Below are 18,172 nucleotides of genomic sequence, written 5' to 3'. Positions count from 1 at the left end.
CAGCCCTGATATACCATAGCCGCAGGATTCATGACTGACCAAGAACCAATCATGTCGCATCCCCCGGTTGCACCCGGCCGACCTGATTCGCGGGCCTTGCGCCTCCTCTGGCGGGTGGATGCGGCCTGGCGGCTGGGCCGGCGGCCGGTGGCGCTGTTCCTGCTGCACCGGCTGCGGCTGGCGCTCGGCCTGCCGCAGCGCGCCCTGGCGCGGGCGCATCCCCCGCGGGGGCGCTTCCTGCCCGGGGTCGCGCCCGCCGCGCCGGATCTGCCGCCCGGGGAGGCCGCCCGGCTGCTGCGGGCCGCGGCGGCGCTGCCGGAGCGGCCCGACTGGCACGGCCCCTTCAACCCGGCGGCCGACGCCCTGGGGCTGGATCTGTTCGGCCCCGGCGATGTCCGCCCGGTGTGGGAGGCCAGCCGCTTCGCCGACCTGCTGGTGCTGGTGCAGGCCGCCAGGTTGGACCCGGCCGGCCCGCATCTGGCGCAAGCGGAGGCGCGGCTGGCCGCCTGGTGTGCCGCCAACCCGCCCTTCTTCGGCCCGGCCTGGGCCTGCGGCCAGGAAGCCGCGCTGCGGGCGCTGGCGCTTGCCCTGGCCCTGTCGCTGCTGCAGGCCGAGGCCCCGCCGGCCAGCCGCGCCCTGCTGGAACGCTGCGCCCGGCGCATCGCCGCCACCCCGGCCTATGCCGCGGCGCAGGACAACAACCATGCGATCTCGGAGGCCGCCGGCGCCTATGCCTGCGCCCTGCTGCTGCGCCGGGACAGCGCCGGGCATGCGCGGCGCCTGGCGCGACGCGTGGCGCGGCTGGTGGCGCCGGATGGCGGCTTCGCCCAGGTCTCGGCCGGCTATGCGCGGCTGGCGCTGGATGTTCTGGCGGTGGCGGAGGTGCTCCGCCAGCGCCATGGCGCGCCCGCCTTCCCGGCGCCGCTGCCGGCCCGCGCCGCCGCCCTGGCCGCCTGGCTGCACCAGGTGACGGCGGCGGAGGATGGCAGCACCCCCGCGATGGGGGTGGAGGATGGCTCCGCCTTTGCCGATCTGGGCCTGCACGGCCCGCAGGATGCGCGCGGCAGCGTGGAGCGCGCGGCGCGGCTGTTCGCCGGGCTGGGCGGCGACCTGCCGGAGGAGGCCGGCTGCGCCTGGCTTGGCCTGGCGGTGCCGGCGGGGCGGCTGGCGCGGCCGGCGCGGTGGCGGGCTTCGGGCAGCCAGGGCTGGCGATCCGCCGGGGCCAGCGCCGTGCTGCGCGGCGGCAGGCTGCGCTTCCGCCCCGCCCAGGCCGACCTGCTGCACCTGACCCTGCGCGATGGCCCGCGCGCCGTGCTGCGGGATGGCGGCACCGGCGCCTACAACCCGCCCGCCGCCTGGTGGTGGGGCGCGCTGGCCGGCGCCGCCGCGCATAATGCCGTGGTGTTCGACGGCACCGAGCCGATGCCGCGCGCCGGGCGCTTCCTGCTCGCCCGCTGGCCGCGGGTGGAGGACCTGCCCGATGGTGCCTGGCGGCGCGATGCGGCCGGGCGGGTCCATGCCCGGCAGGTGGCCGTGGCAGGCCGGGTCTGGACGGTGACGGACAGGCTCTCCGGCCGCTTCCGGCAGGCGGTGCTGCATTGGCGCCTGCCGGCCGGGCCGTGGCGGCTCACCGGGGAGGCGGCGACGGATGGCCTGGTGACGATCCGCGTCATCGCCGAACAGCCGCCGCTTCTGGACCTGGTGCAGGGCTGGGAGAGCCCCGGCTACGGGCGGATCGCGCCCTGCCCCCTGCTGCGGGTAACGGTGGCTGGAGGGATTTCGCGCATGACGACCATCATCGCCCTGCCATGACGATCTATGGTTGCTTTTCGATCTCGACATCAACAATCTGTGTTCGGGGAGGGGCATAATGCCTCTGGACACGCTGATCCTACGGCTCTGGGTGCTGCGGCGGCGCGTGGCGCTGCTGGCCATGCTGCTGCTGGCGTCCGGCGCGACGCTGGTGCTGTCCTGGCCGCGCGCCTTCGTGGCGGAGGCGCTGGTGGCGCCGTCGGAGACAACGGGCATCGCCACCTCCTCCCTGCTTTCGCCCTCGCCGGCCTTTTCCGGGCTGCTGGACCCGCGGCCGACCGGCAATTTCGCCATCTACCTCGGCGCGCTGCGCTCGGCGGAGGCGGCGGCGATGCTGGCGGCGGACACGCCCCTGCTGGCGGAACTTGCCGCGCGGCGGGCGGCGGGGCCGGGCGGTGCGGTGCGCGGGGCGCTGGGGTTGCGCCTGGCGGTGGACCTGGACGATGCGCGGGCCTGGCTGGCCCGCAACCTGGCGGTGACGCAGACGCTGGGCGCCGTGACCTGGACCCTGGCGCTGACCCATCCGGACCGCGACCAGGCGTTGGACGCGCTGCGCCGGCTGCACGGCTTCGCCGAGGCCAAGGTGCGTGCCGACCTGGAGGATATGGCGCGGCGCCGGATCGTGGCGCTGGAGGCGCGGCTGGCGCGGGAGCCGGACCTCTATATCCGGCAATCCCTGTACGAGATGCTGGCGCAGCAGCAGCGCGTCGGGCTGGTGGTGGCGGCGGATGAGGCGGTGGCGGCGCGGCTGGTCTCCGCCCCCATGGTGGAACAGCGCGCCTCCGTCCCCAACCGGCCGCTGCTGCTGCTGCTGCTGCTGCTGGCGGCGCCGCTGGCGGCGGTGGCGCTGGTGGCGGCCGGGCTGCTGGCGGCCGGCCAGCCGGCGCCGCGGCCGCTGCGGATGGAGCCCGCCGAATGAACGCCGCGCTGGCGCTGGCGGCGGGGTTCCTGGCCGCGGTGCTGCACCTGGCGGGCGCGCTGAAGACCGCGCCGCCGCTGGCCGCGCTGCCGCTCGACCTCACCTGGGCCAGCCTGCTGGGGCTGCTGCCGCTGCTGGCCCTGCTGGCGGTGACGCGGCGCTGGCTGCTGGCGCCGGTGCTGGCGCTGCCGCTGGCCGCCGCGGCGCTGCTGTGGCTGTGGCTGGTGCTGGCCGGCGCCTGGTCGCCCTCGCGCCTCGTGCTGGCGCAGAAACTGCCGGAGGTGGTGCTGCTGGCCCCGGCCATGCTGGCTGCCGGCCTGCTGCTGGGGGCGGAGGAACGGGCCCGCCAGGCGCTCTGTGGCACCACCTTCGGCATCGGGCTGCTGTTGGCCGCGATCATCGCGGCGCAGGCCGCGGCGGGCGGGTTCGCGGTGCCGGAGGAGGCCGGGCGGGTGCACCATCAGCTGGCCGGGCTGGCGCTGGCTATGGCCGCGGCGCTGGCGGCGGTGGCGGCGCTGCGCGCACGCGGGCTGGCGCGGCTGCCCTGGGCGCTGGCGGTGGCGGGGCTGGGGCTCGCGGCCCTGCGGCCGGGGGGGCGCACCGCGCTGCTGGCGCTGGCCGCCGGGGTGGCGCTGGCGCCGGCGCTGCTGCTGCGGCGCGGCCGGGCCATGGCCTGGCTCGCCGCCATGCTGACGGTACTGGCCGGGGCCGTGCTGTGGCTGGCGCTGCGGCCCGACCTGGTGGAGGGGCTCCGCACGCTGGAGCGGCTGACCGCCGATCCGGCCGGGCTGGAGGCGCGGCTGGCCCTGTGGCAGGCGGCGCTGGACTGGGCCGGGTTGGCGGCGCCCTGGGGCCTTGGCACCGGGGCCTTCACCATCGCCGCCGGGCATGGCGAGTGGCGTGGCCTGTATCCCCACAACCATGCGCTGGAGGTGTTGGCGGAAGCCGGGCTGCCCGGGCTGCTGCTGTGGCTGGGTGCCTTCGGCGGCGCTGCCTGGGTGGTGCTCCGCCGCGCTTTCCTGGTGCCGCCGGCGCGGCTGGCGGCGATCGCGGCCCTGGTGCTGCCGGTGGCGATGACCGTGCTGGTGTCCACCGACCTTGGCAACCGCATGGCCTGGTTCGCGCTGGGCCTGGCACTGAGCCTGGGGGTCACGGCGCGCCCCGCCGGATCGCCCGCCGATGTATGAGCGCTTCGGCAAGCGGTTGCTGGACCTGGCGGCGGCGCTGCTGCTGCTGGTGCTGCTGGCGCCGCTGTTCCTGGCCGTGGCGCTGGCGGTCTGGGCCTGGCTGGGCCGTCCGCTGCTGTTCGTGCAGCCACGCGCCGGTCGCGGCGGCATGCCCTTCACCCTGCTGAAGTTCCGTTCCATGGCGCCGGGCCGGGCGCCGGACGCGGCGCGGCTCGGGCGCTTCGGCCGGGCGCTGCGGGCCAGCGGGCTGGATGAACTGCCGCAACTGATCAACGTGCTGCGCGGGGAGATGAGCCTGGTCGGGCCGCGGCCCCTGCCGCTGGCCTATCTGGCGCATTACTCGCCGCGCCAGGCGCTGCGGCTGCGGGTGCGGCCGGGGCTGGTCGGGCCGGGCGTCGCCGCCGGGCGCAATGCGGTGGCCTGGCCGCAGCGGCTGGAACTGGGGGCCGACTACGCCGCCCGGCCGCCCCGTCTGTCGCTCGACCTGATGCTGGCCTGGCGCAGCCTGTGGGTGCTGCTGCGCGGCCAGGGCGTCACCGCCCCCGGGCATGCCACGATGCCCAGCTTCACCCCGCCCGGCCCGCGCGACCCCTTCGCCTGATCCGCCCGGGCCGGCGCTGCCTTTCGCGTTGCAAGGCCTGGCAGGGTTGCAGCGAACGCTTGATTTTCAGGTTCGACATCAACCATTCTGTGAATTCGTTCAGCAAATTTCAATTATTTGGTTCATATGGGATACCTCCATCCAGCCCTGCCCGGCGCCGCCGTCCTGCCGTTTCCCGGCCGGGCGCCGTATGGCCGGCTCCCGCTATCCCCGCCGCATCTGGCAGGCGGCGAGATCGAGGCGGTGCGGGCGACGCTGGAATCCGGCTGGCTCGCCCCGGCCGGCCCCGCCCCGGCGGCCTTCGAGGCGGCGATCGGCGCCGCCACCGGCTTCGCCGCCACGCTGGCCACCACCTCCGGCACCGCGGCCCTGCACCTGGCCTACCGGGTGCTGGGCGTGGCCCCGGGGGATGAGGTCTGGGCGCCGACGCTGACCTTCGTCGCGACGGTCGCGCCGGCGGTGCAGATGGGCGCGGTGCCGCGATTCCTCGATGTCAATCCCACGGGCTGGACGCTCGATCCGGATCTGCTGGCGGCGGAGCTGGCCCTGGCGGCGCGGCGCGGGCGGCTGCCGCGGGTGGTGGTGCCGGTGGACCTCTATGGCCAGTGCTGCGACCTGGACGCCATCCTCGGCGCCTGCGACCGCTGGGGCGTGCCGGTGCTGTGCGACAGCGCCGCGGCGATGGGCGCGGCGCAGCGCGGCGGCCAGCATGCCGGGCGCGGCGCGCGGCTGGCCGTCTACTCCTTCAACGGCAACAAGATCGTCACCGCGGGCGGCGGCGGCGCCCTGTGCAGCGACGACGCGGCGCTGATCGCCCGCGCCCGCCACCTGGCCGGCCAGGCGAAGGAACCGGCGGCGCATTACCAGCACGAGACGACGGGCTACACCTATGGCCTGTCCTCCCTCCTCGCGGCGGTCGGGCTGGCGCAATTGCCGTTGCTGGAAGCCCGCGTCGCCCGCCGCCGGGCCATCTTCGCCCATTATGCCCAGGCGCTGGCCGACCTGCCGGGCCTCGATTTCATCCCCGAGCCCGCCTGGGGCCGCGCCACGCGCTGGCTGAGCGTGGTGCTGGTGGACCCGGCGGCCTTCGGCGCCGACCGCGAAGCGCTGCGCCGCGCGCTGGACCAGCAGGGCATCGAGAGCCGGCCGGCCTGGAAGCCGCTGCACCTGCAGCCGGCGTTCCGCGGCGCGCCGCGCGCCGGTGGCGCGGTCGCCGCCCGGCTGTTCGAGCGTGGCCTGTGCCTGCCCTCCGGCAGCGGCATGACGCAGTCCGACCAGGATTGGGTCATCGACGCGGTGCACCGCCATGCGCGAGGCTGAAGGCGGCTACGATGCCGGCGCCGGCCGCATCGGCGCAGGCCCGGCGGCGGAGGCCGGGCTGCGGATCCTCTACCTGCACCAGCATTTCTCCACCCCCGCCGGCAGCACCGCCACGCGCGCCTTCCAGCATGCCGCGGCGCTGGCGGCTGCGGGCCATGCGGTGACGCTGGCCTGCGGGCGCTACAAGGGCGCGGTCTCCGGCCTCGACGGTCCCTGGCGGCTCGGCCGGCGCCAGGGCCGCGTCGCGGGGTTCGAGGTGGTGGAATACGATATCCGCTGCGGCAATGCGCAGACCCTGGGCGCGCGCAGCCTGGCCTTCCTGCGCTTCGCCTTCGCGGCGGCCCGCCTGGCGCTGACCCGGCCCTGGGACCTCGTCATCGCCTCCTCCACCCCGCCGACCGTGGCGCTGCCGGCGCTGCTGGCGCGCCGCCTGCGCGGCACGCCGTTCATCTACGAGGTACGCGACCCCTGGCCGGAACTGCCAGAGGCGCTGTCCGACATGCCGCGGGAGGCGGGCGGCCAGCAACGCCGGGTGCCGCAGCCGGTGCTGGCCGCGCTCGGCCGGCTGTCCAATGCCGCCTGCCAGCAGGCCAGCGTGGTGGTGGCGTTGACCGAGGGCATCGCCCGCATCGCGCTCGACCGCGGCGCCGACCCGGAACGGGTGCGGGTGCTGCCGCAGGGCGCCGATCTGGCGCTGTTCCACCCCGCCATCCCGCCCTGGCGTCCCGAGGGAGTCGGGCCGGAGGAGGTGCTGGCGGTCTATGCCGGGGCGCATGGCGTCGCGAACGGGCTGGGGCAGCTGCTGGATGCGGCCGCCCGGCTGCGCGGCACCGGGTTGCGCCTGGTGCTGGTGGGCGAGGGGGCGGAAAAGCCGGCGCTGGCGGCCCGCGCGGCGGCGGAGCGCCTGCCGGTGCTGTTCCTGGACCCGCTGCCCAAGGTGCATCTGGCCCGGCTGCTGGCCGGGGCGGAGGTCGGGCTGCTCTGCCTGGCGCCGGTGCCGGCCTTCGCCGAATGGTCGGCGCCGAACAAGCTGGTGGAGGCGCTGGCCGCCGGCCTGCCGATGGTCAGCAACGTCCCCGGCCGCGCCGCGCGGGTGCTGCGGGACGGCGGCTGCGGGCTGACCGTGCCGCCGGGGGACCCGGATTCCCTTGCCGCCGCGCTGCTGGCCCTGGCCTCGGACCCGGTGCGCCGTGCCGCCATGGGGCGCGGGGCGCGCATCACCGCCGAGCGCGGCATGGACGCACGGCGCATCGCCGCGCGGCTGGTGCAGGTGGTGGAAGCGACCTGCGGCCATGCGCCGGGGCGAAGTCGGGGCGGCGGTGCATGACGGCGCCGGGGCCGCCGGCGGCCAGCGCCGCGGCGCCCGGCCGCCAGGCGCTGCCGCTGGTGCTGATGCTCTCCGCCGCGCACCCGCCGCAGGATGTCCGGATCGTGGTGAAGGAGGGCGCGGCGCTGGCCGCCGCCGGCCTGGCGGTGTGCCACCTCGCGCCGGCCCATCTCGCGCCGGCACCCCCTCCCCGCGGGCCGGCCGAGGCAGCCCCGATGCTGCACGGCGTGGCGATCGCGGCCTATGAGGCGCCGCGCAGCTGGCTGGGCCGGCTGCGCGGCGTGCCCGCGCTGGCGCGGCGGGCGGCGGTGCTGCGCCCGGCGGTGATCCATGCGCATGAGCCGGACAGCTGGCTGGCGGCACTGCTGGCCGCCCGGCGCTGCGGCGCCCGCTGCGTGCTGGATGTGCACGAGCACTACCCCTCCCGCCTCGACACCCGGCTGCCGCGGCCGCTCCGGCCGCTGGCGCGCGCCGCGCTGCGCGGCCTGTGCCGGGTGGCGGCGGCGCGGGCCGATGCGGTGGTGGTGGCGAAGGACGGTCTGGACGCGGATTTCGGCGGCGCGGCGCGCTGCACCGCGGTGCGCAATTACGCCAGCCCGGTGCCGGTGGTGCCGCGCCGGCATCGCGCAGGGCCGCTGCGGCTGCTGCATCTCGGCGCGCTCGGCGCCGCGCGCGGTGCACTGCTGATGCCGGCGGTGCTGGCCCGGCTGCCGCAGGACACCACGCTGTGCCTGCTCGGCCGCTTCACCGATGGCAGCGAGAAGGCGTTCTACGCCCGCGCCCGGGCGCTCGGCGTCGAAGGCCGGATCGAGGCCCTGGGCTGGATGGCGCGCGAGGCCGCGCTGACGGGCGCGGCCGGTTGCGACATCGGCCTGGTGCTGTTCCAGCCGGGGGTGGAGAACCATCGGCTGGCGCTGCCGCACAAGCTGTTCGACTGCATGCTGGCCGGCCTGCCGGTGATCGTGCCCGATTTCGCCGAGGAGGTGCGGGAGGTGGTGCGCCAGGCCGGCTGCGGCCTGGCCGTGGATGTCGCCGACCCCGGCGCCATTGCCCGGGCGGTGCTGTCCCTGGCCGACCCGGCGCAGCGGGCGGCACTGGGGGCGCGCGGCCGGGCGGCGGCGCTCGGCCGCTTCGGCTGGTCGCCGGAGGCGGCGCGGCTGGTGCGGCTGTATCGCCGGCTGCTGGCCCCGGCGCCGGCCGCGGCGCCTTCCCTGCAGGAAGCGGTGCGGGCGCCGTGAGGAGCCGGCCTCAGCCGGTGACGGTGTAGCCTTCCGCGGCGATGGCCGCGGCCAGTTCCGCCCGGCTCAGCGTGGTCTCCGCCTGCACCGTGCCGGCGGCCAGATCCACCTGCACCGTCGCTGCCGGGTCCCGCGCCTGGATCGCGCCGGTGACGGCGCGGGCGCAATGGCCGCAGGTCATGCCCTTCACCTGCATCGCCTGGGTCATGGCTTCGGTCCCTCCAGCTCCGCCAGGATCGGACAATCCGGCCGGTCGTCGCCCTGGCAATGCTGCGCCAGGTGCCGCAGGCTGTCAGCCACCGCCTGCAGCGAGGCCGCCTTGGTCTCCAGCGCCGCCACATGCGCCAGCGCCAAGTCCTTCACGTCGCCGCTGGCGCGCGTCCGGTCGCGCCACAAGGCCAGCAGCCGGCGGATATCCTCCAGCGGGAAGGCCAGGTCGCGCGCATGGCGGATGAAGCGCAGCACCGCCACGTCCTGCGCGCCATAGGCGCGGTAGCCGTTCGGCCGGCGCTGCGCGTCGATCAGGCCGATCGCCTCGTAGTGCCGGATCATCTTGGCGGAGACGCCGGACTGTGCCGCCGCCTCGCCGATCGTCATGCCGCGGCTCATCGGCTGGCAGGCCGCCACCGGGCCAGCAGCAGGGCGTTGCCCAGGACCGATACCGAGGACAGTGCCATGGCTGCCCCCGCGAAGGGCGGGGAGAGCAGGCCGGCTGCCGCCAGGGGCAGGCCGAGAAGGTTGTACGCGAAGGCCCATGCCAGATTCTCCTGCAGCTTGCGGGTGGTTCGGCGGGTGATGTCGAGCGCGGCCGGCACCAGCGCCGGGTCGCCACGCATCAGGGTGATGCCGGCGGCCGCCATGGCGACCTCCGTGCCGGTGCCCATGGCGATGCCGAGATCGGCCGCGGCCAGCGCCGGCGCGTCGTTCACGCCATCGCCGACCATGGCGACCCGCGCCCCCTCGCGCCGCCAGGCCTCGATCGCGTCCAGCTTCTGTTGCGGCAGCACCTCCGCCGCCACGCGGTCGATGCCCAGCCTGGCGGCGGCGGCCTGCGCGGCCGGGGCGTTGTCGCCGCTGAGCATCGCCGTCTGCACCCCCATGGCGTGCAGCGCGGCGATGGCCCCGATGGCGCCGGGCTTCACCGCATCCTCGAAGGCGAACAGCGCCAGCACGGTGCCATCCCCTGGGCCATCCCCTGGGCCATCCCCTGGGCCCAGCAGCCAGGCCAGGCTGCGGCCCTGCGCGGCTTCCTGCGCCGCCAGCGCCGCCAGGGGGCCGGCATCGAGGCCCGATTCGGCCAGCAGCCGCGGGCTGCCGAGTGCCAGGCGGCGGCCTTCCACCCGGCCTTCCACGCCGCGGCCGGGCAGGGCGCGAAAGCCGGTGGCGGCGGTGGGCGTGCCGCCGAAGGCGCCCAGGACGGCGCGGGCCAGCGGATGCTCGCTGCCGGCCTGCAGCGCCGCGGCCAGCGCCAGCGCCGCCTCGGCCGCCACGCCCGCGGCGGGGTGCAGGGCGGCCAGGCGCGGCCGGCCTTCGGTCAGCGTGCCGGTCTTGTCGAAGGCGACGAGGGTGATGCGCTGGCCGCGCTCGATCGCCTCCGCGTCGCGCAGCAGGATTCCGGCGCGGGCGGCGGCGCCGGTGCCTGCCATGATCGCGGCGGGCGTCGCCAGCCCCAGCGCGCAGGGGCAGGCGATGACCAGCACCGCCACCGCATGCAGCAGCGCGTCCTGGAAGGCGGCGCCGGCCAGCAGCCAGCCGCCAAGGGTGGCCAGCGCCAGCACCACCACGACGGGCACGAAGATGGCGGCGACGCGGTCCACCAGCTTCTGCACCGGCGCGCGGCTGGCCTGGGCGGCGGCCACCAGCGCGGCGACGCGGGCCAGGGTGGTGTCGGCGCCGATGGCGGTGCCGCGCAGCACCAGCCGCCCGTCCAGCACCACCGTGCCGGTGGAAAGTCTCGCACCCGGGGCCTTTTCCACCGGCCGGCTCTCGCCGGTCAGCGCGCTTTCGTCGACCCCGGCCTCGCCCTGTTCGACCAGGCCATCCACCGGCACGGATTCGCCCGGGCGCAGCACGATGCGGTCGCCGACGGCCAGGCGCGCAGCCGGCACCTCCTCCTCCGACCCATCGGGCCGCAGGCGCCGGGCGGTGCGCGGCCGCAGGTCCAGCAGCGCCCGCAGCGCCGCCCCGGTGCCGCGACGGGCGCGCGCTTCCAGGTGCTTGCCGAGCAGGACGAACAGGATGACGACGACCGAGGCCTCGAAATACAGGCCATGCGCGTGCGCCCCGCCCTGCTGCAGCAGCAGGAACAGGGACAGCAGGAAGGCGGCGGAGGTGCCGATGGCCACCAGCAGGTCCATGTTGCCGGTGCCGGCGCGCAGCGCGGCCCAGGCGGCGCGGTAGAAGCGCGCCCCGAACCACAGCTGCACCGGCAGCGCCAGCGCCAGCTGCACCCAGCCATTCGGCATCCAGTCCTGGCCGAAGGGCATGCCGACCATGCCGACCAGGAAGGGCGCGGCCAGCAGCCCGGCCAGCGCCAGGTCGCGGCGCTGCCGCGCCAGCTTCGCCGCCGCCGCCTGTTCCTCTGCCGCGCCGGCCTCCGCGCCCTCCGCCACGGTGGGGGCGGCCATACGGTAGCCGGCGCGGTCCAGCGCGGCGGCCAGGGCGGCGTCCTCCACCGGCAGCAGCAATTCGAGCGTCGCCTGTTCGGAAGCGAGATTCACCGAGGCGCTCGCCACGCCTGGCACCGCCGCCAGCGCGCGTTCCACGCGGCCGGCGCAGCTGGCGCAGGTCATGCCCTCCACCCCGATGCTGCGGTGCCGGCGCGGCACGCTGTAGCCGGCCCTGGCCACCGCCTCGGCCAAGGCGGCCGGGTTGGCGGTGCCGATGACCTGCACCTGTTCCGAGGCAAGGTTCACCCTGGCCTGCTGCACCCCCGGCACCTGTGCCAGCGCGCGCTCCACCCGCCCGGCGCAGCTGGCGCAGGTCATGCCCTCGATCGGCATGATCAGCCCTGGCGGGCTGACGGGCAGGAGCCGCCCTGGCGGGCTGGTGAGCGGGGCCTCTGGCATCGTCGCTTGTGGTTCCATGCGGCGGAGATGGGGGTTGCCCCCATGGGAAGGTCAATCCCCGCAACCCGGAGACTGCCGGAAGGAAGCGATGCGGACATTGATCCACAGCAGGTTTCGCGGCGGGTGGCTTTTGTGGCGGGGCCGTTGACGGACGGCGGTGTCGGGCCGACATCGTCGCCGCCATGCGCACAACCCCCCGCCTGATCCTCGGCTTCCTCCTGCTGGCGCTGCCCCTGGGCGCGGCGCCGGGCCCTGCCTGGGCGCAGAACGCGCCGGCCGCCGGCGCGGCCCAGCCGGACCCGGCGGTGCCGGTGCGCATCGTCAACCGCACGGGGCAGCCGGCCACCGCCCTGCATGCGGTGCGCAGCGGCCGGCCGGACTGGGGCAGCAACCTGCTGAACCGCGGCCCGCTGCCGAATAACGCTGCCTTCGCCATGCGCCCCAGCGCCAGCGCCGGCTGCCACTTCGATATCCGCCTGGTGCTGCAGGATGGGCGGGAAAGCACGGCGCGGAACCAGGACATCTGCGGCACCCCGCGCGTGGAGCTTTCGGCCGCCGTCACCGTGGCGCCCGCCGCGTCCGTGGCCCAGGCACGGCCGAACACCGCGGCGCGGCGCGTCTCGACCGGCACCGGCTTCGTGGTGGCGGCCGATCGGGTCCTGACCAACCAGCATGTGGTGGATGGCTGCGACCGCATCCTGGCCCGCACGCCCGATGGCCGATGGCTGGCCGCGGTGCCGCCGGCGCAGGTGGACCGGGCGCTGGACCTGTCGATCCTGTCCATCCCCGGCAATCCGGGCCCGGCCCTGGCCTTCCGGGCCGGCCCGGCAGTGCGGCGGGGGGAAAGCGTGGTGGCCTACGGCTTCCCGCTGACCGGGCTGCTTTCCGCCGACCCGAAGCTGACCCGCGGCGAGATCAACGCACTCGGCGGGCTGCGCAACGACCAGAACAACTACCAGATCAGCGCCGAGGTCCAGCCCGGCAATTCCGGCGGCCCGCTGCTGGACATGCAGGGCCATGTGGTGGGCGTGGTGGTGGCGAAGCTGGACAGCCGCCGGGTGCAGAATGTGGACAATGTCAACTTCGCGGTGAAGGGGGAGGCCGCGCAGGCCTTCCTGCGCCGCGCCGGCCTGGCCTTCCGCACCGAGGCCAGCAGCGGTGCCGACCGCAGCGCCGCCGATGTGGGCGACATCGCCCACCGCTCCACCGTGCTGCTGCGCTGCGAGCGCTGACCGCGGGCCCTCCGCGCCTGTGACAGGGGCGGCGTCACCAAAGCATCACATGCTTCGGCTGCATGTTTCGACTATTCTGGAAACATGGATGCGACAGACGCTGCTGCGACCTTCACCGCTTTGGGCCAGGCGACGCGGCTCGATATCCTGCGCGCCCTGCTCGCCGCCGGGCCCAGCGGCCAGCCGGCGGGGGCGATCGCGGCGCAGTTGGCGGTGCCGCCTTCCACCCTGTCCTTCCATCTGCGGGCGCTGGAGCAGGCGGGCCTGGTCGCGGCCACCCGCCAGGGCCGCAGCCTGATCTACGCCGCGCAGTTCCTCCGCCTTCGCGAACTCGTCGCCTTCCTTGCCGAAACCTGTTGCGGCGGAGAGCCGGAGCGCTGCGGCGATCTCCACCGCCTTCTCCCGGAGCCCTTCCCCATGTCCAGCCCCATGCCGGTCTTCAACGTCCTGTTCCTCTGCACCCGCAATTCCGCCCGCTCCATCATGGGCGAGGCGATCCTGAGCCGGTTCGGCCAGGGCCGCTTCCACGCCTTCTCCGCCGGTTCCGACCCGGCCCAGGAAGGCCCGCTGCCGGAGGTGCTGGCCCAGCTCAGCGCCCTGGGCCATGATGTCGGTGCCCTGCGCTCCAAATCCTGGGACGTGTTCACCGGTCCGGACGCGCCGCGCATGGATTTCGTCATCGCGCTGTGCGACACGCTGGCCGGCCAGGCCTGCCCCGATTTCGGCGACACCACCATCACCGCCGCCTGGCCGCTGCCCGACCCGGCGAAGTTCATGGGCAACGCCGCGGAACGCGCGACGCTGCTGAACGAGCTCTATGCCGCGCTGAAGCGCCGGCTCGACATCTTCATGAGCCTGCCCTTCGCCTCGCTGGACCGCATGGCGCTGAAGGCGCGCATGGATGAGCTGGCGCAGCCGCATGCGGTGGCCCGCGCATGAGGGTCGGCATCAGCGGCATGGGCCGCATCGGCCGTCTGGCGCTGCGCGCGGCGATGGGCGCGGCGGAACGCCAGCCGGAGGACCCGCGCCGCGGCAACCGGCTGGAGGTGGTCCACCTCAACGAGATCAAGGGCGGCGCGGCGGCCTGCGCGCATCTGCTGGAATTCGACAGCGTGCAGGGCCGCTGGCGGGCGCCGATCGCGGCGGAGGGCGGCGAGGCGCTGCGCATCGGCGACCGGCGGCTGGGCTTTTCCGAACACGCGAAGCCGGCGGACATCCCCTGGGGCGATCTCGGCGTCGACCTGGTGCTGGAATGCACCGGCAAATTCCTCGACCCGGCGACGCTGGAAGGCCATCTGGCGCGGGGCGCGAAACGGGTGATCGTGGCGGCGCCGGTGAAGACGGGCGGCGTGCTGAACGTGGTGGTGGGGGTGAACGAACACCTCTACGACCCGGCCAGCCACCCGATCGTCACCGCGGCCTCCTGCACCACCAACTGCCTGGCCCCGGTGGTGAAGGTGGTGCACGAGGCGATCGGCATCCGCCACGGCCAGATCACCACCATCCACGATCCGACCAACACCAATGTCGTGGTGGATGCGCCGCACAAGGACCTGCGCCGGGCACGCTCCGCCATGCTGTCGCTGCAGCCGACCACGACGGGCAGCGCGACCGCCATCGCTTTGATCTACCCGGAGCTGAAGGGCAAGCTGAACGGCCATGCGGTGCGCGCCCCGGTGCTGAACGCCAGCCTCACCGACTGCGTCTTCGAGATGCGGCGTGAGACGACGGCGGCGGAGGTGAACGCGCTGTTCGCCGAGGCCGCGGCCGGGCCGCTGGCCGGCATCCTGGGCTATGAGGCGCGTCCGCTGGTCAGCGCGGATTATGCCCGGGATACCCGCAGCGCCATTGTCGACGCGCCCTCCACGCTGGTCACCGACGGCACGCTGCTGAAGGTCTATGCGTGGTACGACAACGAGATGGGCTATGCCTGCCGCATGGTGGACCTCGCCTGCCACATGGCCGAAGCCGGGATCTGAGCCGATGGGCAGCAGCACCACGCTGGCCGTTTCGTCCGGTACCCGCCACTATGCCATCGTCACCGCCGCCTATTGGGGCTTCACGCTGACCGATGGCGCGCTGCGGATGCTGGTGCTGCTGCACTTCTTCCGGCTGGGCTACAGCCCCTTCGCGCTGGCCTTCCTGTTCCTGCTGTATGAGGCGGCGGGTATCGGCGCGAACCTGATCGGCGGCTGGCTGGCGACGCGCTTCGGCATCGCGCGGATGCTGGCGGTGGGGTTGGCGACGCAGATCGCCGGCTTCCTGATGCTGTCCGCGCTCTCGCCGGGCTGGACCGCCGTGGCTTCCGTCGCCTGGGTGGTGGCGGCGCAGGGCGTCTGCGGCGTGGCCAAGGACCTGACCAAGACGGCCAGCAAATCCGCCATCAAGCTGACGGCGGGCGAGGCTTCCGGGCGGCTGTTCCGCTGGGTGGCCTTCTTCACCGGCAGCAAGAACGCGATGAAGGGCGTGGGCTTCTTCCTCGGCGGGCTGCTGCTGGATGTGGTGGGCTTCCGCGGCGCGCTCTGGGCCATGGCGGCGGGGCTGGCGCTGGTGCTGGCGGGCGTCCTGCTCGCCCTGCCGCCGCTGATGGGCAAGGCCCGGGCCTCGCGCACGGCGAAGGAGCTGTTCGGGAAGAGCCGCGGGGTGAACCTGCTGGCGGCGGCGCGGGTGTTCCTGTTCGGCGCGCGGGATGTGTGGTTCGTGGTCGGCCTGCCGGTGTTCCTCTATGCCGCGGGCTGGACCTTCACCATGGTGGGCGGCTTCCTGGCCCTGTGGACCATCGGCTACGGCGTGGTGCAGGCGGCCGCCCCCGCCCTGGTGCGACGCAGCGCGGATGGCCTCACGGCCGAGGTGCCGGCGGCGCGCCTCTGGTCGCTGGCCCTGGCCCTGGTGCCGCTGGCGCTGACCGCCGCCCTGCTGGCGGAGGTGCCGCGGCCGGACCTGGTGGTGGTGGTGGGGCTGGCGCTGTTCGGCTTCGTCTTCGCGGTGAATTCCTCCGTCCACTCCTACCTGGTGCTGGCCTATGCGGGGTCGGAGAAGGCGGCGGAGGATGTCGGCTTCTACTACGCCGCCAATGCCGCCGGGCGGTTCGGCGGCACGTTGCTCTCCGGCCTGCTGTACGGCTTCGGCGGGCTGTTCGCCTGCCTGGCCGGCTCGGCGCTGATGCTGCTGGCCTGCTGGGCCGTCACCCTGGCCCTGCCACTGCGGCGGGCATAGGCGGGATCACGGGCGCCGGCGCGCGGCATCCACGCTCCAGGGGCCGGCGCCGGCGGCGGCCAGGTACAGGAAGACGAAGCAGTACAGGATCGCCGCGTCGCCGCCATTGTTCACCGGGAAGGGGTCGCGCGGCGCATGCGCCAGCCAATAGGCGAAGGCCATGGTGCCGGAGGCGACGAAGGCCGCCGGGCGGGTGAACAGGCCGAGGGTGATCAGGCTGCCGGCCACCAGCTCGATCACGCCGGCGAACCAGGACAGGGAAAGCATCTCCGGCGCGCCGCCGCTGCCGGCGGGAAAGCCCAGCAGCTTCTGCGTGCCATGCGCCAGGAAGACCAGCCCGGCTGTGATCCGCAGCAGGGAGAGAAGCTGTGGCCCCCAGGACCGGGCGAGGGGAGAGGTGACGTTGGGGCTGTCGCTCGGCATGCAGGGGTTCCCGGCCGGGGCGGGATGCCCCGGATTTCGTCCCTGCAACGCCTGTGGTGCCAGTCGGTCGGGCTGCCTCGCGCAGCCGTGTTCAGGGGCGCGGCAGCCGGGTGCCGACCAGCGCATCCCGGGTGACGAGGCTGGCCAGGCGGTCCGCGTCCCACCCCTCCGTGCCGGCCGGACGTTCCGGCAGCACCATCCAGCGATAATCGGCGGTGCTGTCCACCACGCGGATCTGCGTGGCCTCCGGCAGGGTGGTGCCCCATTCGGCAAGCACGCCGCGCGGGTCGCGCACCGCGCGGGCGCGGTAGGCGGCGGATTTGTACCAATGCGGCGGATAGCCCAGCACGGCGCGCGGGTAGCAGGAGCACAGCGTGCAGACCACCAGGTGGTGCAGCCCCGGCCGGTCCTCCAGCACGCCGAGCGGCGGGGCGCCGGCCATCGAGACGCCCATCGCCTCCGCCGCCGCGCTGCCGTCCCGGCGCATCAGCGCCAGGTAGTCCGGGTCGGTCCAGGCGCGGGCCACCATGGCGGCGCCGATGCGCGGGTCGGCGCGGTCCGTGCGGGCGATCTGCGCTGCGATCTGGTCTTCCGTGACGATGCCGCGTGCGGCCAGTGCCGCGGTGAAGCGTTCCAGCAGCGCGATGCTGTCGGGGGAGGCGGCGTGGGCCATCAGGCGGCGGGCTCCAGCCAGTGTTCGTACAGCTCCACCAGCACCGTGTCCCCGGCCTGGCCCTCGTTCCACAGCGAGGGCTGGTCGAAGCGCACATGGTACAGTGGGATGCGCGCGGCGGGGCGGGCGAAGGCGAGGTCCTCGGGGTTGGGGAAGGCACCCAGCGGGCGTTCCACCGCGCCCTCCCGGCCGCGCAGGTAGTGCGGCGTGCGGATGTGGCAGGGGCCCCGGGTTTCCGGGAAATCCGCCTTCACCCGGATGCGGGCGCCCGGTTCGAAACGGGGTTCGGTCATGGCCGCAATTCCTCCGGCAACACCACGCCCTTTTCCGCCATCAGCCCGGTGATGGAGCGCAGCCAGCGCTCGTAATAGCCGATGGCGTGGTACTCGGCCTCCGGAATCGCCTCCACCCCGCGGCGCAGCTCGTCCACCGTCATCAGCCCGCGCTGGGCGAGCAGCTGGCGCAGCGCGTCCACGCGCTTGCCGAAATCATCCGGCGGCGCCTCGTCATCCGGCTCCACCGGGGTGCAGCGGAAGCGGGGGAGGCCGCCGATGTCGTGGGTGGCGGCCGGGGGGATGTCGGGCGTTGCGCCGGGCGGATCATCGGTCATGGCGGCAGCCTATTTGATCTCCTCCGCCGCGCCCACGCCCCAGATCTCGGCGCGGCGCAGAAAGCCGCGATGCCCGGCGACCTGCACCTCGCACCAGGGCGACTCCGCGCCGCATTCGCGGAGGCGGGCGATGACGCCGGGGCGCAGCCGGGCGACGGGGCTGGCCGCTTCCTCCGCCCGCCGCCGCAGCATCACCTCCGGCCCCGGGCCGGCCGGGCGCACCAGGGCGGTGCGGCGGCCCGCGAGGGTGGAGGAATGCACCCAGCCCTCCGCCCCGTCGGCATCGCGGATCCGGCGCCAGAGCTGGAATTCGCCGATGATCTGCACCGGCAGGTCGCGGCGCTGGAAGGTCCATTCGATCGGGTAGCTGGTCGAGGGTCCGACCCGCATGTTCACCTCGTCCGAGCGCAGCGCGGCGAAGCGCGGCAGCGGCATGCCGGTGACGGAGCCGGTGGAGGGGATCGGCGGCGGCGCCGGGCGCGGCGGCTCCGCCGGCCGGGCGGTGGCCACGGTGGCGGCCGTCGCGGCGGCAGCGGCCGTCGCGGC

The 18,172-nt window shown here is 74.9% G+C and carries 19 protein-coding genes; 11 read left to right on the top strand and 8 right to left on the bottom strand.

Going from position 1 to position 18,172, the window contains the following annotated elements:
- The first annotated feature begins 96 nt into the window (after nucleotides 1-96).
- The 7 genes from HEQ75_RS16080 (at nucleotide 97) to HEQ75_RS16050 (ending at nucleotide 8,404) form a co-directional block, all read left to right on the top strand.
- The gene (locus HEQ75_RS16080; RefSeq protein WP_235961772.1) at nucleotides 97-1,812 is read left to right on the top strand and encodes a heparinase II/III domain-containing protein; all 1,716 of its coding nucleotides are present in this window, start codon (nucleotides 97-99) and stop codon (nucleotides 1,810-1,812) included.
- Between the two features lie 58 nt (nucleotides 1,813-1,870).
- Nucleotides 1,871-2,731, top strand: coding sequence for a hypothetical protein (locus HEQ75_RS16075; RefSeq protein WP_168032405.1), 861 nt, complete (start codon nucleotides 1,871-1,873; stop codon nucleotides 2,729-2,731).
- Nucleotides 2,728-3,918, top strand: coding sequence for an O-antigen ligase family protein (locus HEQ75_RS16070; protein ID WP_168032403.1), 1,191 nt, complete (start codon nucleotides 2,728-2,730; stop codon nucleotides 3,916-3,918). The genes HEQ75_RS16075 and HEQ75_RS16070 overlap by 4 nt, the downstream gene beginning before the upstream one ends.
- Complete coding sequence (locus tag HEQ75_RS16065; RefSeq protein WP_168032401.1) at nucleotides 3,911-4,519, top strand: sugar transferase; 609 nt, start codon at nucleotides 3,911-3,913, stop codon at nucleotides 4,517-4,519. Before HEQ75_RS16070 ends, HEQ75_RS16065 begins: the two co-directional genes overlap by 8 nt.
- Before the next feature lie 126 nt (nucleotides 4,520-4,645).
- The gene (locus HEQ75_RS16060; protein WP_168032399.1) at nucleotides 4,646-5,839 is read left to right on the top strand and encodes a DegT/DnrJ/EryC1/StrS family aminotransferase; all 1,194 of its coding nucleotides are present in this window, start codon (nucleotides 4,646-4,648) and stop codon (nucleotides 5,837-5,839) included.
- Nucleotides 5,826-7,166 (top strand): glycosyltransferase family 4 protein, encoded by a 1,341-nt coding sequence (locus HEQ75_RS16055; RefSeq protein WP_168032397.1) that lies wholly within the window; start codon nucleotides 5,826-5,828, stop codon nucleotides 7,164-7,166. The genes HEQ75_RS16060 and HEQ75_RS16055 overlap by 14 nt, the downstream gene beginning before the upstream one ends.
- Nucleotides 7,163-8,404: a glycosyltransferase gene (locus tag HEQ75_RS16050; RefSeq protein ID WP_168032395.1), complete on the top strand. Its 1,242-nt coding sequence runs from the start codon at nucleotides 7,163-7,165 to the stop codon at nucleotides 8,402-8,404. Before HEQ75_RS16055 ends, HEQ75_RS16050 begins: the two co-directional genes overlap by 4 nt.
- Nucleotides 8,405-8,414: 10 nt before the next feature.
- Here the strand turns inward: HEQ75_RS16050 and HEQ75_RS16045 are convergent, their stop codons facing one another.
- From HEQ75_RS16045 to HEQ75_RS16035, 3 genes are read right to left on the bottom strand one after another with little or no spacing between them, the layout of a single operon-like run.
- Entirely contained in the window at nucleotides 8,415-8,612 is a 198-nt protein-coding gene (locus HEQ75_RS16045) for a cation transporter (RefSeq protein WP_168032394.1), read from the bottom strand.
- The gene (locus tag HEQ75_RS16040; protein WP_168032392.1) at nucleotides 8,609-9,001 is read right to left on the bottom strand and encodes a Cu(I)-responsive transcriptional regulator; all 393 of its coding nucleotides are present in this window, start codon (nucleotides 8,999-9,001) and stop codon (nucleotides 8,609-8,611) included. The genes HEQ75_RS16045 and HEQ75_RS16040 overlap by 4 nt, the downstream gene beginning before the upstream one ends.
- Before the next feature lie 8 nt (nucleotides 9,002-9,009).
- Complete coding sequence (locus HEQ75_RS16035) at nucleotides 9,010-11,472, bottom strand: heavy metal translocating P-type ATPase (RefSeq protein WP_209318601.1); 2,463 nt, start codon at nucleotides 11,470-11,472, stop codon at nucleotides 9,010-9,012.
- Nucleotides 11,473-11,654: 182 nt separating this feature from the next.
- Between HEQ75_RS16035 and HEQ75_RS16030 the strand changes: the two genes are divergently transcribed.
- The 4 genes from HEQ75_RS16030 (at nucleotide 11,655) to arsJ (ending at nucleotide 15,920) form a co-directional block, all read left to right on the top strand.
- Entirely contained in the window at nucleotides 11,655-12,704 is a 1,050-nt protein-coding gene (locus HEQ75_RS16030) for a trypsin-like peptidase domain-containing protein (protein ID WP_168032388.1), read from the top strand.
- Nucleotides 12,705-12,788: 84 nt separating this feature from the next.
- Nucleotides 12,789-13,643: a metalloregulator ArsR/SmtB family transcription factor gene (locus HEQ75_RS16025; RefSeq protein WP_168032386.1), complete on the top strand. Its 855-nt coding sequence runs from the start codon at nucleotides 12,789-12,791 to the stop codon at nucleotides 13,641-13,643.
- Nucleotides 13,640-14,683, top strand: coding sequence for an ArsJ-associated glyceraldehyde-3-phosphate dehydrogenase (locus tag HEQ75_RS16020; RefSeq protein ID WP_168032384.1), 1,044 nt, complete (start codon nucleotides 13,640-13,642; stop codon nucleotides 14,681-14,683). The genes HEQ75_RS16025 and HEQ75_RS16020 overlap by 4 nt, the downstream gene beginning before the upstream one ends.
- A 4-nt stretch (nucleotides 14,684-14,687) precedes the next feature.
- Entirely contained in the window at nucleotides 14,688-15,920 is a 1,233-nt protein-coding gene (gene arsJ, locus HEQ75_RS16015) for an organoarsenical effux MFS transporter ArsJ (protein ID WP_168032382.1), read from the top strand.
- A gap of 6 nt (nucleotides 15,921-15,926) precedes the next feature.
- Here the strand turns inward: arsJ and HEQ75_RS16010 are convergent, their stop codons facing one another.
- The 5 genes from HEQ75_RS16010 to HEQ75_RS15990 form a co-directional block, all read right to left on the bottom strand.
- Nucleotides 15,927-16,343 carry a DoxX family protein gene (locus tag HEQ75_RS16010; protein ID WP_168032380.1) on the bottom strand — a complete coding sequence of 139 codons (417 nt, stop codon included), beginning with the start codon at nucleotides 16,341-16,343 and terminating at the stop codon, nucleotides 15,927-15,929.
- Nucleotides 16,344-16,434: 91 nt separating this feature from the next.
- The gene (locus tag HEQ75_RS16005) at nucleotides 16,435-17,016 is read right to left on the bottom strand and encodes a nitrile hydratase subunit alpha (protein ID WP_168032378.1); all 582 of its coding nucleotides are present in this window, start codon (nucleotides 17,014-17,016) and stop codon (nucleotides 16,435-16,437) included.
- Nucleotides 17,016-17,309, bottom strand: coding sequence for an SH3-like domain-containing protein (locus HEQ75_RS29070; RefSeq protein WP_168032376.1), 294 nt, complete (start codon nucleotides 17,307-17,309; stop codon nucleotides 17,016-17,018). Before HEQ75_RS29070 ends, HEQ75_RS16005 begins: the two co-directional genes overlap by 1 nt.
- Entirely contained in the window at nucleotides 17,306-17,626 is a 321-nt protein-coding gene (locus HEQ75_RS29065; protein ID WP_168032374.1) for an SH3-like domain-containing protein, read from the bottom strand. The genes HEQ75_RS29070 and HEQ75_RS29065 overlap by 4 nt, the downstream gene beginning before the upstream one ends.
- A 9-nt stretch (nucleotides 17,627-17,635) precedes the next feature.
- The coding region (locus HEQ75_RS15990; RefSeq protein ID WP_209318600.1) for an SH3 domain-containing protein at nucleotides 17,636-18,172 on the bottom strand (537 nt) is incomplete at its 5' end.

This window comes from Falsiroseomonas selenitidurans (genome assembly GCF_012103215.1).
Classification (GTDB): Bacteria; Pseudomonadota; Alphaproteobacteria; order Acetobacterales; family Acetobacteraceae; genus Falsiroseomonas; species Falsiroseomonas selenitidurans.
Note: the sequence above shows the minus strand (reverse complement) of the source record. Positions and strands in the feature narration are given on the sequence as shown.

Excerpts from the sequence above, each read along its gene's own strand:
- HEQ75_RS16075 (WP_168032405.1), top strand. The coding sequence starts at position 1,871 with ATGCCTCTGGACACGCTGATCCTACGGCTCTGGGTGCTGCGGCGGCGC.
- HEQ75_RS16070 (WP_168032403.1), top strand. The coding sequence starts at position 2,728 with ATGAACGCCGCGCTGGCGCTGGCGGCGGGGTTCCTGGCCGCGGTGCTG.
- HEQ75_RS16065 (WP_168032401.1), top strand. The coding sequence starts at position 3,911 with ATGTATGAGCGCTTCGGCAAGCGGTTGCTGGACCTGGCGGCGGCGCTG.
- HEQ75_RS16060 (WP_168032399.1), top strand. The coding sequence starts at position 4,646 with ATGGGATACCTCCATCCAGCCCTGCCCGGCGCCGCCGTCCTGCCGTTT.
- HEQ75_RS16055 (WP_168032397.1), top strand. The coding sequence starts at position 5,826 with ATGCGCGAGGCTGAAGGCGGCTACGATGCCGGCGCCGGCCGCATCGGC.
- HEQ75_RS16050 (WP_168032395.1), top strand. The coding sequence starts at position 7,163 with ATGACGGCGCCGGGGCCGCCGGCGGCCAGCGCCGCGGCGCCCGGCCGC.
- HEQ75_RS16045 (WP_168032394.1), bottom strand. The coding sequence starts at position 8,612 with ATGACCCAGGCGATGCAGGTGAAGGGCATGACCTGCGGCCATTGCGCC.
- HEQ75_RS16040 (WP_168032392.1), bottom strand. The coding sequence starts at position 9,001 with ATGACGATCGGCGAGGCGGCGGCACAGTCCGGCGTCTCCGCCAAGATG.
- HEQ75_RS16035 (WP_209318601.1), bottom strand. The coding sequence starts at position 11,472 with ATGCCAGAGGCCCCGCTCACCAGCCCGCCAGGGCGGCTCCTGCCCGTC.
- HEQ75_RS16030 (WP_168032388.1), top strand. The coding sequence starts at position 11,655 with ATGCGCACAACCCCCCGCCTGATCCTCGGCTTCCTCCTGCTGGCGCTG.
- HEQ75_RS16025 (WP_168032386.1), top strand. The coding sequence starts at position 12,789 with ATGGATGCGACAGACGCTGCTGCGACCTTCACCGCTTTGGGCCAGGCG.
- HEQ75_RS16020 (WP_168032384.1), top strand. The coding sequence starts at position 13,640 with ATGAGGGTCGGCATCAGCGGCATGGGCCGCATCGGCCGTCTGGCGCTG.
- arsJ (WP_168032382.1), top strand. The coding sequence starts at position 14,688 with ATGGGCAGCAGCACCACGCTGGCCGTTTCGTCCGGTACCCGCCACTAT.
- HEQ75_RS16010 (WP_168032380.1), bottom strand. The coding sequence starts at position 16,343 with ATGCCGAGCGACAGCCCCAACGTCACCTCTCCCCTCGCCCGGTCCTGG.
- HEQ75_RS16005 (WP_168032378.1), bottom strand. The coding sequence starts at position 17,016 with ATGGCCCACGCCGCCTCCCCCGACAGCATCGCGCTGCTGGAACGCTTC.
- HEQ75_RS29070 (WP_168032376.1), bottom strand. The coding sequence starts at position 17,309 with ATGACCGAACCCCGTTTCGAACCGGGCGCCCGCATCCGGGTGAAGGCG.
- HEQ75_RS29065 (WP_168032374.1), bottom strand. The coding sequence starts at position 17,626 with ATGACCGATGATCCGCCCGGCGCAACGCCCGACATCCCCCCGGCCGCC.